This window comes from Streptomyces sp. NBC_00299 (assembly GCF_036173045.1).
GTDB lineage: Bacteria > Actinomycetota > Actinomycetes > Streptomycetales > Streptomycetaceae > Streptomyces > Streptomyces machairae.
Map to the genome: position 1 here is coordinate 4841841 of NZ_CP108039.1, position 14173 is coordinate 4856013.

Genomic DNA, 14173 nt, shown 5'->3' on the forward strand with positions numbered 1-14173 from the left:
CCCCGTGACGGAGGCAGCGGAGCTTCCCCCTGTGCCCGAGCAGGCACGTGAGGTGTTCGGCGATCGCTACGGTGATGCGGTCCGCTATGCCGAACTGCTCGCCGAAGCGGGTGTGCAGCGCGGCCTGATCGGCCCACGAGAGGTGCCTCGCCTGTGGGAGCGGCATCTCCTGAACTGCGCAGTGCTCTCCGAGGTCGTCCCGGAGGGCGTGATGGTGTGCGACGTCGGCTCGGGCGCGGGCCTGCCCGGCATCCCTCTGGCGCTGGTCCGGGAAGACCTGAAGATCACGTTGCTGGAACCCCTGTTGCGACGGACGAACTTCCTGACGGAGGTCGTGGAGCTGCTCGGGCTGGACCACGTGACGGTGGTTCGTGGCCGTGCCGAGGAGGTCATGGGGAAGATGCCGCCGGTGCATGTGGTGACCGCGCGTGCGGTGGCACCGCTGGACCGCCTGGCGACCTGGGGCATTCCGCTGCTGCGGCCATACGGCGAGATGCTCGCCCTCAAGGGCGACACCGCCGAGGAAGAGCTGAAGAGCGCTGCGACCGCCCTGAGCAAGCTCGGCGCCGTGGAGACGTCGATCCTGCATGTCGGTGAGGGCGTCGTGGATCCCCTGTCGACGGTCGTCCGGGTGGAGGTCGGGGAGAGCCCGGGCGGTGTGCGCTTCGCTGCCAAGCGAGCGAAGGCGGCCAGGACGGGACGCGCTCGCCGACGCCGCTGATCCGTCCTGACGACGAGACGTACTCCACACAAGCTGGCAAACCTACCCATGCCGGAGTGTCGCGACAGTTCGGCCTCGGCGGCTGTGCATCGTGTTTCACGTGAAACGTCGCTCACTGCTTCACGGCATCATCAGCCGCAGCCGCGCTGCCGAACCTCGAGACAGAAAGCCCCTCGGCTCTCTCGGAGAAGGTGATTCTGACGACACTCCGTCCCCCCTGGGGGGCACGGAGTTGTCCACAGAGGTGGATTTCTCCACAGAACAACAGGCCTCACTGGTTCACGACCCCGAAGACATGGGAGGCTCTGTTCATTGCGAGCCTGAAGTCGAGGAGAGTGAATCCTTGCGGTCCGACGCCAACATCGCGGGACCGATGACCGATCCGGTCCCCGGTCCCCGTACCGAGTCGATGGGGGAGGATGTTTCACGTGAAACACCGCCCCCGATGGACGACACTCCCATCGGTCGTGCTGCCCAACTGGCAGTGGAAGCTCTAGGCCGCGCCGGCGAGGGCCTCCCACGGCCCGAGCAGACCCGCGTCATGGTGGTCGCCAACCAGAAGGGGGGCGTAGGCAAGACGACGACGACCGTCAACCTTGCCGCGTCGCTGGCTCTGCATGGTGGCCGTGTGCTGGTCATCGATCTCGACCCGCAGGGCAATGCCTCCACCGCCCTGGGGATCGACCATCACGCCGAAGTTCCTTCGATCTATGACGTGTTGGTCGAGAGCAAGCCGCTGTCGGAGGTCGTCCAGCCGGTCCCGGATGTCGAGGGTCTCTTCTGTGCCCCGGCCACGATCGATCTCGCCGGTGCGGAGATCGAGCTGGTCTCCTTGGTGGCACGCGAAAGCCGACTGCAGCGGGCGATCCAGGCTTACGAGCAGCCGCTGGACTACATCCTCATCGACTGCCCACCCTCGCTGGGCCTGTTGACGGTCAACGCGCTGGTCGCTGGGCAGGAGGTCCTGATCCCGATCCAGTGCGAGTACTACGCGCTGGAGGGTCTCGGCCAGCTGCTGCGCAACGTCGACCTGGTGCGGGGGCACCTCAACCCCGCTCTGCACGTCTCGACGATCCTGCTCACCATGTACGACGGCCGGACGCGGCTCGCGTCCCAGGTCGCGGACGAGGTGCGCAGCCACTTCGGCGACGAGGTGCTGCGGACGAGCATTCCCCGCTCGGTCCGTATCTCCGAGGCGCCGAGCTACGGGCAAACCGTGCTGACCTACGATCCAGGATCGAGCGGTGCCTTGTCCTATCTTGAGGCGGCAAGAGAAATCGCGCTGAAGGGCGTTGGCGTCAGTTACGACCCGACGAATGCCCACTTCGGCGCCCAGAACAACCCGAGCATGGCGGAGGGGATCCAGTGAGCGAGCGACGGAGGGGTTTGGGTCGTGGTCTCGGCGCACTGATCCCTGCTGCACCGACGGAGAAGACGGTGCCCCCGGCAGCGATGGGGGGCGCTTCCGCGTCCCCGGCTGCTGTACCGGTGCTGAGCGAGCGTGGCGTGGCCGCGGCCAAGGTGGCCACGCTGCCGCCTGTTTCACATGAAACCGAGGAGCCTTCGCTCAACGGTGCCGTGGAGAACCCCGCGTCTCCCATGGGCGCCCACTTCGCGGAGATCCCCCTCGACGAGATCACGCCGAACCCGCGGCAGCCGCGTGAGGTCTTCGACGAGGACGCACTGCAGGAACTCGTCACCTCCATCCAGGAGGTCGGCCTCCTCCAGCCGATCGTCGTACGGCAGATCGGCCCCGCACGGTACGAGCTCATCATGGGTGAGCGTCGCTGGCGGGCCTGCCGTGAGGCCGGCCTCGAGGCGATCCCGGCGATCGTGCGGGCGACGGACGACGAGAAGCTGCTCCTGGATGCCCTCCTGGAGAACCTGCACCGTGCTCAGCTGAACCCGATCGAAGAAGCGGCCGCCTACGATCAGCTGCTGAAGGACTTCAACTGCACGCACGACCAGCTGGCGGACCGCATCGGCCGTTCCCGCCCGCAGGTCTCCAACACTCTGCGTCTGTTGAAGCTCTCGCCCAAGGTCCAGAACCGGGTGGCGGCCGGTGTGCTCTCCGCCGGCCATGCGCGGGCGCTTCTCTCTGTGGATGACTCCGAGGAGCAGGAGCGGCTGGCCTACCGGGTGGTCGCTGAAGGTCTCTCGGTCCGGTCCGTCGAAGAGATCGTGACTCTGATGGGCTCCCGCCCGCAGAAGGTCCAGCGCTCCAGGGGGCCGCGGGCCGGCTCCGTGCCCTCCCCGGCGCTGTCCGACCTCGCGACCCGGCTCTCGGACCGCTTCGAGACACGGGTGAAGGTCGAACTGGGTCAGAAGAAGGGCAAGATCACTGTCGAGTTCGCCTCGCCGGAGGACCTTGAGCGAATCCTCAACACGTTTGCTCCGGGTGAGAAGCTCGCCCTCCAGAAGAGTCTTCTGGAAGGCGATGCGGAGGAAGACGAGGTCTGAGGCCCTGCGGGGCTGGCTTCCTACCCAGCGTGCCCATGCGGGCCGTGTCCGGTGTGTACCGGAACACGGCCCGCACTTTGCTTTCTGGCGGTATCGATGGAATCGCATCGTCGATACGATGCGTTCGGGTATGGCGCATCCACCTGGCAGACCTCTAAGGGGAGGGCGGGGTCCATGCGAATGGTGAGCCGCACCGGATTGGTGAGCGCGGGTCTTGGGCTGGGCGCGGTCGGCGGATTCGTCGGCAGCCTGCTCAGGGAACGGAGCGCCCTGACAGCCGCTCGCGATGCAGCGGGCGAAGGAAGCGAGGAACAGCCTTCATGGGGCGACGGCTCGTACCGCTCACGCTGGACAACCTTCCGGACCTTCCCAAGCGCTGCCGCGCTTGTGTCTTCTGGGAGTTGGACCCGGTCAGCGGTGAAGCCGCGGTAAGAGCCGGTACTCCGACTCTGGAGAAGGAAGCCTGGATCTCAGCCGTCCTGCTGGACTGGGGCTCCTGCGGTCGTGTCGTCTACGTCGACGACGTACCGGTGGGCTTCGTGCTCTATGCGCCTCCGGCTTACGTCCCGCGCTCGACTGCGTTCCCCACGAGTCCCGTGTCGCCTGATGCCGTGCAGTTGATGACGGCGTTCATCATGCCCGGGTACCAGGGGCAGGGGCTGGGCCGAGTGATGGTCCAGACAGTCGCCAAGGATCTGTTGCGACGGGGCTTCAAGGCCATTGAGGCCTTCGGCGACGCGCGTTGGAAAGAGCCGGCGTGTGTGCTGCCGGCAGATCATCTCCTGGCCGTGGGCTTCAAGACCGTGCGCCCGCACCCCACCTCTCCACGTCTGCGGCTGGAACTGCGGACGACGCTGTCCTGGAAGGAAGACGTGGAGATGGCGATCGACCGGCTACTGGGGGCCGTGCAGAAGGAACCCGTACTGCGGCCTCTCTGACCGCTGCTCTGACTCCTCTCAAAGCAAATGGGCCAACCCGAGGGGGTTGGCCCATTCGTGTTTCACGTGAAACATCACTCGGCGATGAAGTCCTCAAGGTCGCGGATGATCGCGGCCTTCGGCTTCGCGCCGACGATGGTCTTGGCGACCTCGCCGTTGTGGTAGACGTTCAGCGTCGGGATGGACATGACGCCGTACTTGGCGGCCGTACCCGGGTTCTCGTCGATGTTGAGCTTGACGATCTCGATCTTGTCGCCGTGCTCGGCGGCGATGGCCTCGAGGGACGGCGCGATCTGGCGGCACGGACCGCACCATGCGGCCCAGAAGTCCACCAGGACGGGCTTCTCGCTCTTGAGGACGTCCTGCTCGAAGGAGTCGTCGGTCACGTTCTTCAGGGTGCCGGCCACGGCGGGCTCCTTAACTGTGGTGCGTGGGGTGGGTGGGGGTCAGACAGCGGTCTTCTCGGGCTCGGCCTGCTCCTCGTCCGAGAGGGCGGCGAGGAAGCGCTCGGCGTCCAGGGCGGCGGAACAGCCGGTACCGGCCGCGGTGATCGCCTGACGGTAGGTGTGGTCGACGACGTCGCCGGCGCCGAAGACACCGGTCAGGTTGGTGCGGGTGGAGGGGGCCTCGACCTTGAGGTAGCCCTCCTCGTCCAGCTCCAGCTGGCCCTTGAACAGCTCGGTGCGCGGGTCGTGGCCGATCGCGATGAACAGGCCGGTGACCGCCAGGTCCGACAGCTCGCCGGTCTTGAGGTTGCGCAGCTTCAGGCCGGAGAGCTTCTGCTCGCCCCGAACCTCGGCCACCTCGCTGTCCCAGACGAACTTGATCTTCGGGTCGGCGAAGGCACGGTCCTGCATCGCCTTCGAGGCGCGCAGGGTGTCGCGACGGTGGACGATCGTCACGGACTTGGCGAAGCGGGAGAGGAAGGTGGCCTCCTCCATCGCGGTGTCGCCGCCGCCGATCACGGCAATGTCCTGGTCCTTGAAGAAGAAGCCGTCGCAGGTCGCACACCAGGAGACGCCACGGCCGGAGAGGGCGTCCTCGTTCGGCAGACCGAGCTTGCGGTGCTGCGAGCCGGTGGCGATGATGACGGCCTTCGCCCGGTGGACGGTGCCCGCGGTGTCGGTGACGGTCTTGATCTCACCGCTCAGGTCGACGTTGACGATGTCATCCGGGATGAGCTCGGCTCCGAAGCGCTCTGCCTGGCCGCGCATGTTGTCCATGAGCTCGGGGCCCATGATGCCGTCCTGGAAGCCCGGGAAGTTCTCGACCTCGGTCGTGTTCATGAGCGCACCGCCAGCGGTGACGGCTCCCTCGAACACGAGCGGCTTCAGCGACGCGCGCGCGGTGTAGAGCGCCGCCGTGTAACCGGCGGGCCCGGAGCCGATGATGATCACGTTACGGACATCGCTCACGGCTTGATTCCTCGTCTCTGGACTGCGTCGAAGGGCCGGGGGGAGCCCCTTTCAGGACTCTCACCCCACCCAACGGATCCTAAGGGGCGCGCATTCCCGCTGTGTCCGGGCACACGGTGACGCCACAGAGTAGGGGTTGGGTGGGCCTGACGGAGACGAGCTGCCGGGGTCTCAGGAACGCGGGTAGGAGTCCTTCAGGAGAACCTTGGCCGTAGTCAACGACGGCTGCTTCACACAGGTCGAGTCCACGACGTAGACGGTGACCCGGCTGGCGTCGGAGGCGTCCGGCATCACGACGAGGAGAGCGTCCTTGCCCTGGTAGACGCCTTCCTCAGCGGCAAGCGCCGCGTCGTCGCGATTGATGCCCTTCCTGACGCAGTCGGGCACCGTGATCTCACGCAGGATCTTGGGGCTCTGGGTGTCGGGCCCGCCTTCCATGCCCAGGCTGCGGTCGGGACCGCGGGAGCTACCTGGAGAGCTCTCGCTCTTGGCGAGGAGATCGGTGACCTGCTTCTCCAGCTTCGCTGCGGAGAAGGTGTCGGCGGTGGTCTGCCCGCCATCAGCCGATGGACCGGCCCCTCCGCCACCCATCAGTGAGGTGAGCAGCACGGAGCCGAGTCCGAGAGCGGCAGCTGTGAAGGCGGCACCGAGGACGGCCACCCTGCGGCGCCCGGGCTTCTTGCGGTCCTTGCGGCCGGGACCGGTGGTCGAGGAGCGGGCATGCCCTGCCGGACGATGCGCCGCTGCCGATGTTTCACGTGAAACATGTGCGCCGTCGTCCCCACCGGAGACCGCAGCGCGGCTATCCCCAGCGAGCGTCGGTGCCTCGACGCCATCGGGCGCCGTCGCGTTCAGCAGCGCCTCAGCGGCGAGAGCAGCGTCGATCCGGCCGGCGACATCGGCGGGCATTCGCGCCGGGCCGGGCAGGGTGCCGAGCAGCTCCCGGATCTCCTCAAGCGAGGCGTGGACGTCCGCGCATAGTTCGCACTGGTCGAGATGACTCCGTACCTCGGTGGTCCTGGCCGGAGGGAGCACGCCCTCGGTGAGGTCGGAGAGCTCGGTGACGTCCGGGTGCCCGGCCGTGTCCGTCGTGGATGTCACGCTCGCCCACCTCCGCCCTTCACTGCTGCTGAATCACTCGGCCCGCTATCACGCGGATCCTTGGCTTGCGCCGTGTCATGAGGACCCGCTGCCGGTGGGACGGATGCCCCCTCCGTCCGGTTCCGCCTCTCGCCGGAGTCCTTGCCGCCGCGCGCGCTTTCCGGTCGTAGATGCGTGACGAGAGGCAGGAGTCTGGCTCTGCCGCGCGCACATCGGCTCTTTACCGTGCCGGTCGGCACATCGAGGACCCGGGCAGCCTCCGCGACGGGGTATCCCTGCATGTCCACCAGGACGAGTGCCGCGCGCTGGTCGGGCGGCAGTGTGCCGAGAGCCTCCAGCAACTGGCGATGCAGATCGTTGCGCTCCGCCGGCGCGGATGCCTCCTCGTGAGGCTCCAGCAACTGCTCCAGGCGCTCGGTGTCGTCGACGGGGGAGGTCTTCCGCGAGGCAGCCTTGCGGGCGCGGTCCAGGCAGGCGTTCACGGTGATCCGGTGCAGCCACGTCGTGACGGCCGACTGGCCTCTGAAGGTGTGGGCGGCCCGGTAGGCGGACACGAGGGCGTCCTGGACGGCGTCAGCGGCCTCCTCGCGGTCTCCGAGCGTCCGCAGCGCCACCGCCCAGAGCCGGTCGCGGTGACGCCGCACGAGCTCACCGAAGGCATCGGGGTCGCCCTTCACATGGAGGTCCAGGAGATCCTGGTCGCTCACCTCGCGGTGTGCGGTGCCCTCTGCCATCGGACCCCCTCCCCTGGACGTGGTGAGCTCTAGCCGGTGAACTTCAGGTCGGTGATGGCCTGCTTGTACCCGGAGCCGCTGTACTGGTCACGGTCCGCATGAGGCATGGCGGTGAGCCACACGAGAACGTACTGGGTCTTCACCGACTTGGTGACCTTCACCGTCGCACTGGTGCCGTTTGTCGTGACGGTGCCGATCTTTTCCATCGAGTCCAGCGACGAGGGCGTCAGGGAGTCCGACGCGTAGAGCGCGACGGTCGTGTGGTCGCCGGGATACAGAAACCCTATCGAAGCGGCAGACACCGACTGAGGCGATCCGAGGTCGTAGACGATGCCCACGCCGGGCTTGAAGGCCGGGTTCATCTCCGGACCGTCGACGAAGCTCTTGGTGCGCCAGTACGAAGAGCTGTCGCCGTCGTACGTCTTCCCCACGTCCTCAGGAGCCTGGGCTCCGCCCTTGGCGACGTACTCCTGGGCGTTCTGGATCTTGATCGGACGGACCGGCTTGGTTTTGTCGCCGTTCTTGTCGTTGTCGTCCGTCGTCTGCGTCTGGCTGCCGTCCTCGGAATTGTTGCCCTGGTCCATGAGCGCGTCAGCGAGCTGCCAGCTGCCGAGGCCCAGCGCCGCGATCAGGAGAGCCGACACGGCCCACTTCAGGGCCTTGCCGGTGCGGCTCTGCAGCGGGGGCGGCGGGGTCGGTACCGGCTGGGTGGCGCCCGGATGCGACGTCTGGCGGCCATACGTGCCCTGTTGGTACGTCGTGCGCTGATAGTCCGGCGGGGCGGTGAACGAGGGCTCCGGCGGGCGGATGCGGGGCATCTCGCCGATCGCCTTCACCAGCTCCTCCGGCGTCGTGCACGCGGACTCATGGCGGGACGCGGTCGCGCCGTCGTTGACCAGCGCGCGCATGGCGAGCTCGGACAGGCCCCGGTGGACGCCGGCGCGCACCTGGTCGGGGGCGATCAGCCCGATGTCCTTGGGCAGCCCGGACAGCCCGTAGGCGTCGCTCTCGTACGGCCAGCGCTGGGTGAGTGCGGCGTACAGCAGGGCGCCGATGGCCTCCGTGTCGGTGCGCTGCGGGGTGTCGGAGCTGATGCCGCGCAGGGCGGCGTTCACGGCGAGGCCGCGGATGCGCCACTGGCCGGTAGATGCGCGCAGCACGGCGTTCGGGTTGAGGCGCAGATGCGCCAGGCCCTCGCGGTGAGCGGCCGCCATGGCGGCGGACACCTGGGTGACCATCTGGTAGATGTCGTACGGCTCCAGCGGGCCGGAGGCGAGCAACGTGCTCAGTTCAGTGGCGTCGGGAAGCCACTCGTGAACGACGTAGACGAGGTCGTTCTCCTCGACGGCGTCGAGGACCTGGACGAACCGGGGGTCGCCGAGCAGTGCGGAGGAGCGGGCAGCGGCCAGCACGGAACGGGCCCGAGTGTGGTCCGCGGGCAGGATGTGGACGCCGACGGCGCGACGGAGTTTCTCGTCGACCGCACGCCAGCTGCTGAAACCGTCCAGACGGGTGACGCACTCCTCGAGGCGGTAGCGTCTGGCGAGTTTGTGACCGCTGTGCAGTTCGGGCGGTGAGGCCTTTCCGGGACCCTCGGTCCCGCCACTCCCCTGTGCCTCGTCGATGTCCGTGTCCCGCTCCCGATTCTTGGCCACCCCGTCGGCCGTGGACTGGTCCGCCTGAGCGGTCAGCGGCTCATCGCCGCTGTTGTCTGCCACGTCGACGGCAGCCGTGCTCCGTTCCACCACCGTCGTTCCTGCCTCCCCATTCCTTGCGCGCCGTCCGACTCAGTGCGCGCCGTCCGACGCCGAACCCAATTGTGCCCACAGTCCGCCGCTATGCACGACACACGGTGGCGGACGATGGTTGTGCGCGTACCCAAGGTTCAGCGCCCCAGGCGCCCGCGGACCATGCCGACCAGTGAGTTCAGCTCCTCGATGCGCATCCTGCGGGCGGCCACGAAGAAGATCCCGAGCAGAACGGCTCCGCCGGCCAGCAGGGCGGCGAAGGAGCCGACGACACCCTGGCCGAGGGTCTGGGCGATCCCGTAGCAGGCCGCGCCGCTCAGCAGGGCCGCGGGGACCGAGGCGATGCAGAGCCTGGCGTACGTCCGCATCACGCGGGTGCCGTCAAGGTCGCCGCCCAGCTTCTTGCGCAGCCGGCTCCAGGCGATGCCGACGCCGATCGCGTAGGCCAGTCCGTAGGAGGCGGCCATGCCGACGACGGCCCAGCGGGCCGGGATGACGAAGTAGCAGGCGGCCGAGGCGACGGCGTTGACCGCCGCGACGATCACCGTGTTGTAGAAGGGGGTCCGGGTGTCCTCGTAGGCGTAGAAGGCGCGCAGGACCACGTACTGCACGGAGTACGGGATGAGGCCGAGGCCGAAGGCCATCAGCATGAAGCCCATGTTGGTGGCCTCGCTGGTGCCCGAGGAGCCGAACATCAGCGTGCACATCGGGATGCCGAGGGCCAGGAATCCGAAGGCGATGGGGACGATGGCGACGGCCGTCGTCCGCAGGCCCTGGGAGATGTCGTCCCTGACGGCACCGCTGTCGCCCTCGGCGGCGGAGCGCGAGAGCCGTGGCAGCAGGGCGGCCATCAGCGAGACGGTGATGATGGCCTGCGGCAGGCCCCAGATCAGCTGGGCGTTGGCGTAGGCGGCGAAGCCGGTTCCGTCGACATCGGCGTCGACACCGGCGGCGGTGGACAGCTGGGTGACCACGAGCGCGCCCGCCTGGTTGGCCAGGACGAACAGGATCGTCCACTTCGCGAGCATCGCTGCCTTGCCGAGACCGTGGCCCTTCCAGTCGAAGCGCAGCCGCAGCCGGAAGCCTGTCTCGCGCAGGTACGGGATCATCGCCAGGGCCTGGACGACCAGGCCGAGCAGAACACCGATACCGAGGAGCCGCTGGCCCTCCGGCGGGATGTTCGTGACGGACATGCCGGAGTGCTCCGCGGTGCCGTACACCCAGAGGAACATTCCCAGCGTCACGATGATGACGATGTTGTTCAGGACCGGCGTCCACATCATCGCGCCGAACTTGCCGCGTGCGTTGAGGATCTGCCCCATCACCACGTGAACGCCCATGAAGAAGATCGAGGGCAGGAAGTAGCGGGTGAAGGTGACGGCCACCTCATTGGCAGCGGGATCGTTGGCGACCGGGGTGGACAGGGCCCTGACCAGGAGTGGTGCGCCGAACATCGCCAGGGCGGTGAGTGCGGCCAGCGCCACCATCACCAGGGTCAGCAGCCGGTTCGCGTACGCCTCGCCGCCGTCCTCGTCGTCCTTCATCGCGCGCACGAGCTGCGGCACGAAGACGGAGTTGAGGCCGCCGCCGACGGTCAGGATGTAGATCATCGTCGGCAACTGGTAGGCGACCTGGAACGAGTCGCCGAGCAGGCCGAGACCCAGCGCCGAAACGATCATCATGGACCGGACGAAGCCGGTGAGCCGGGACACCATCGTGCCCGCCGCCATCACGGCGCTCGACTTCAGCAGACCGCCGGCCCGCCCGCCCTTCTTGGCGGTCGGCGCAGGGGCCGGAGCGGGCGCAGGCGGCGGCGCAGCGGCCTCGGCCGCGGCAGGTGCCGGGGGCCCCGGGTAGGGGCCCCCGGCAGGCGCCGGGGAAGGCCCGGGGACCGTCGGCGGCTGGTACTGCGGGTGGCCGCCCTGCTGCTGGTCGCGGAAGAGGTGTGCGAAGGCGTCGTGCTCCGGGTGGTTCTCGGTGGAGTGCGTGACGAGGTCGTCGACTCCGACGTACTGGGTCGTACGGGGGTCGTCGCCGTACGGCAGGTACTGGGTCGGGCCCTCCGGCTCGGGCGCCGGGGTCTGCGCCCACACCTGGGGGTCGGGGGCGTACGGCGACTGGGGCGGCTGGGCGTACAGCTGTTGCTGCGGCGGATACGTGCCCGGCGGGGGCGGCGGGTGCGCGGCACGGTCGTACAGCGCCTCTGCGACCGGGTCCTGGGACGAGAGGTCCTGGGCCCGGTAGGTGTCCTGGTCGTAGGCGTCCTGGAGGTACATGTCCGCGGGGTGCTGCGGCGATACCTGGCCGTCCTCGGGCGGCGGGCCCTCGGGGTGCCCCGGGGGGCCCGCGGCCTGGCCGCGGTCACCGTCGTACGGCGCGTTCATGGTTACCCCACCTCATCGTCCCGGGCCCACCGGCCACGACATTGCTCAACGGTCCACTCTCTCACCCGTGCCGGACGGGTCGGCGCTTTCCGCTGCGGTGTCCGGTGTCGGGTCACTCGGCTGCTCCGGGGCCTCTTGCCGGGCGCTCGTGCGGGACTCCTCCTCAAGAAGGTCCTCCTGCGTGAGACGGTCCTCGGGGCCTTCCGGGTTCTCCGGATCGCCGTCCGCCTCGCTCGTCTCCTCGGCCCCGTCGTCCTCGGCCGCACGGGCGGCGGCCCGCTTGCGCTGCGTGTACATACGGAACCCGGCGAGGACGAGCAGGAGGAAACCGCCGCCGATGACCAGCATCACGGTTGCCGTGAACTCGGTGACCTTCACGTCGAAGGTGACCGGTGCGCCGTACTTCTGGCCGTCCTCCGTGTACAGCTGGGCCACGACCGTGGCCTGGCCGTTGGCCTGAGCCGACGTGGGGAACTTCACCGTCTGGCTGTGCCCGCCGGACACCGCGACGGGCTGTTCGTAGAAACGCTCCCCACCGATCTCCAGCCGCCTCGGGCTGCTGGAGGTGAGTCGCAGCACCAGGTGCTCCGCGCCCTGCACCAGGTTGTTCTGCACCGTCACCGGGATCGTGGCGCTGCGTCCGGACAGCTTGGTCTCGGACTTGTCGATCAGCGTGACCTGGCCGGCCAGGGAGTCGACGTACGCTTCCACGCCGTTGCGATAGTCCGCGGCCTCTGCGGAGCGGCCGCGCCACGACGTGGACATCTCCCGGTTCATGGCCCGCCCGAAGGGGGTCACCACCCGGTCCTGGTTGGTGAGGATCACCTTGAACTTGTCGAGCTTGTCCTGCGTGGTCGCGATCTGTGTGAAGGCCGATCGCGGCAGCTCCTGCTTGCGCAGCGAGGAGGGGTACTTGGACGCCGCCGGTACCCGAGTGGTGGCGGCGGAGTCGGGCTTGGCCGTGGCGGCGGCGGTGAGGTCCTGGGACTGGGACCACGTGCCGTCCTGGAGCGCCGTCACCGCTTCGGCCATCGCGCGGGCCTGGCTCGCGGCCGGCATCCGCTGCGGGGCGACGACGATGTTGCGCTGATTGTCCGTCTGGAGGTTGAGGGCCAGGCTCTGCGCCAGGAACCTCTGCACGGCGAGTGTCGAGCTTGACGCCCTGGTCAGGTTGCCCTGGAACAGCGTCGACATCCGTGCGTCCGTGACGACCGCTGTCGTACCGCCGCCGACGGGGCGGGACGCGGAGGGCGTGTAAGGCAGCCCGGCCGTCTCCGTCAGGCTGTCGCTACGGGCGATGATCTTGTCCGCGCCGGCGGAGGTGGCGACCTTGACGATGGACGGGTCGACGGCGCCGTTCACGGGCCAGGCGAAGTCGGTGGTCGGCTCCACGTGGAGGATCGAGTCGACGGTGTCGGCGGCGACGTCGGAGGCTTCCTTGAGGTGGCTGAGCGAGCCGGTGACGTTCGTGCCGTTGTGGGCCAGGGAAGCGAGGTCGGGGTCGCCGAAGGGCAGGGCGACGACCTCCTTGTCCTGCACTGCTTCCTGCAGCTCGGCCAGCCACTGCTTGGCGAGCGCCTGGTGGGTGCCCGCCGTCGTCGCGTCACCCTCGCCCTGGACGCGGTAGCTCTCCGTCATCGCGTCCACGGAGGCCAGCAGGTCGGGGTCGATCACCCAGGTGACGTCGAGCTCCTTGCCCAGCGACACGAGCTGTTCGAGGCGGCCGCCGGGAGCGATCTCCTTGGCGAGATCGTCGTCACGGAAGACCGGCGTCTGCGACTCGTTCGACCCCGTCTGAGCCGTCATGTGCGCGGTGGAGATGAGCGGCCACATGACCGTCGTCGGGGTCTTCGTGTCGGCTTCGTCGGGCTGCCACGGCAGGAACGTCCGCTGGATGCCGAATACCTGGTCCCACGGCCGCGCGGACGTCTCTCCGGACAGAGAGACGGCGAACTCGTAGACGCCGTCCTCGCCGAGGTCCAGCTTGTCGACCGGCACGGAGATGCTGAAGTGCTGGGACACGCCAGGGGTGAGCTTGGGGAACTCCTTGACGTACTTCCCGCCCACCGGGGCTGCGTCGACGCCTTGCTGGTAATCGCCGCGCCCGGCGATCCTGTCGATGGCCGAGCGGGTGTTGAGAGCGCCCCCGAGACGCAGGTCCACCTGCGCATCCGTGACCGCCTGCTTCCCCTTGTTGGTCACCGTGCCGGACACAGTCAGTGTGTCGCCGTCACTGGGGGCAGAGGGGGTGAGCGAGTCCACAGCGACAGCCACCGTGCCCGAGCCGGAAGCGGCCTTCACGGAGTCCTGCCCCGCAGCCTGCGTGGGGGCGGCGGTGGGCAGCTGAAGCAGCCCGGCCAGCAGAGGCGCCCCGGCAAGCAGTGCTCCGGTGCGCCGCATCCACCGGCGGGCAGGTGAGGGAGTCATCCCCTGGAAGTCTGCCGCCTCGGCCACGCGCTCGTCCGTCCTCGTCGTCGTCAGTGGTCGTCGGAATGTGCGTCCACGCATGGTAACGATGCGCGCTGAGGGGAAGTGCCGCGGTCTCCTCCACAAGATCGGTTCCCGACGTCGGCCTGTCCCGTATGTGCCCGTATAAAGAGGAGCGTTTCTTAAGTTCGCAAGGGCGGATCTTGTGAGCGTATCGACGGAGCTGTCTGTGGCCTCCGGTGTGC

11 protein-coding genes are annotated in these 14173 nt (G+C 68.4%); 4 read left to right on the plus strand and 7 right to left on the minus strand.

The features are described 5' to 3' along the window. Positions 1-4 precede the first annotated feature (4 nt). The 4 genes from rsmG to OHT51_RS21370 all read left to right on the plus strand — a co-directional run bounded on the left by rsmG (position 5) and on the right by OHT51_RS21370 (position 4119). On the plus strand, positions 5-721 hold the full coding sequence (gene rsmG, locus OHT51_RS21355; protein ID WP_328880527.1) for a 16S rRNA (guanine(527)-N(7))-methyltransferase RsmG: 717 nt from the start codon (positions 5-7) through the stop codon (positions 719-721). A gap of 295 nt (positions 722-1016) precedes the next feature. Next, positions 1017-2090, plus strand: a complete 1074-nt coding sequence (locus OHT51_RS21360) for a ParA family protein (RefSeq protein ID WP_328884391.1) — start codon at positions 1017-1019, stop codon at positions 2088-2090. Beyond that, positions 2087-3181, plus strand: coding sequence for a ParB/RepB/Spo0J family partition protein (locus tag OHT51_RS21365; protein WP_328880528.1), 1095 nt, complete (start codon positions 2087-2089; stop codon positions 3179-3181). Before OHT51_RS21360 ends, OHT51_RS21365 begins: the two co-directional genes overlap by 4 nt. A gap of 320 nt (positions 3182-3501) precedes the next feature. Beyond that, the gene (locus OHT51_RS21370; RefSeq protein ID WP_328880529.1) at positions 3502-4119 is read left to right on the plus strand and encodes a GNAT family N-acetyltransferase; all 618 of its coding nucleotides are present in this window, start codon (positions 3502-3504) and stop codon (positions 4117-4119) included. A 74-nt stretch (positions 4120-4193) separates the two neighbouring features. On the opposite strand, the gene trxA is transcribed toward OHT51_RS21370, so the two are convergent. From trxA to OHT51_RS21405, 7 genes are all read right to left on the minus strand, one after another. Next, entirely contained in the window at positions 4194-4526 is a 333-nt protein-coding gene (trxA, locus tag OHT51_RS21375) for a thioredoxin (RefSeq protein WP_328880530.1), read from the minus strand. Positions 4527-4565: 39 nt separating this feature from the next. Then, positions 4566-5534, minus strand: coding sequence for a thioredoxin-disulfide reductase (gene trxB, locus OHT51_RS21380; protein ID WP_328880531.1), 969 nt, complete (start codon positions 5532-5534; stop codon positions 4566-4568). Positions 5535-5705: 171 nt separating this feature from the next. After that, positions 5706-6635, minus strand: a complete 930-nt coding sequence (locus OHT51_RS21385) for an anti-sigma factor family protein (protein WP_328880532.1) — start codon at positions 6633-6635, stop codon at positions 5706-5708. Then, on the minus strand, positions 6632-7369 hold the full coding sequence (gene sigM, locus OHT51_RS21390; protein ID WP_328880533.1) for an RNA polymerase sigma factor SigM: 738 nt from the start codon (positions 7367-7369) through the stop codon (positions 6632-6634). The genes OHT51_RS21385 and sigM overlap by 4 nt, the downstream gene beginning before the upstream one ends. A 29-nt stretch (positions 7370-7398) precedes the next feature. Beyond that, positions 7399-9117: a protein kinase family protein gene (locus OHT51_RS21395; RefSeq protein ID WP_328880534.1), complete on the minus strand. Its 1719-nt coding sequence runs from the start codon at positions 9115-9117 to the stop codon at positions 7399-7401. Positions 9118-9254: 137 nt separating this feature from the next. Continuing rightward, complete coding sequence (gene murJ / locus OHT51_RS21400; RefSeq protein WP_328880535.1) at positions 9255-11501, minus strand: murein biosynthesis integral membrane protein MurJ; 2247 nt, start codon at positions 11499-11501, stop codon at positions 9255-9257. A 45-nt stretch (positions 11502-11546) separates the two neighbouring features. Next, on the minus strand, positions 11547-13955 hold the full coding sequence (locus OHT51_RS21405) for a DUF6049 family protein (protein WP_328880536.1): 2409 nt from the start codon (positions 13953-13955) through the stop codon (positions 11547-11549). Positions 13956-14173 lie beyond the last annotated feature (218 nt).

Coding starts and splice junctions, on each gene's coding strand:
- OHT51_RS21370 (WP_328880529.1), top strand. CDS start 3,502: ATGGGGCGACGGCTCGTACCGCTCACGCTGGACAACCTTCCGGACCTT.
- sigM (WP_328880533.1), bottom strand. CDS start 7,369: ATGGCAGAGGGCACCGCACACCGCGAGGTGAGCGACCAGGATCTCCTG.
- murJ (WP_328880535.1), bottom strand. CDS start 11,501: ATGAACGCGCCGTACGACGGTGACCGCGGCCAGGCCGCGGGCCCCCCG.
- OHT51_RS21360 (WP_328884391.1), top strand. CDS start 1,017: ATGGGAGGCTCTGTTCATTGCGAGCCTGAAGTCGAGGAGAGTGAATCC.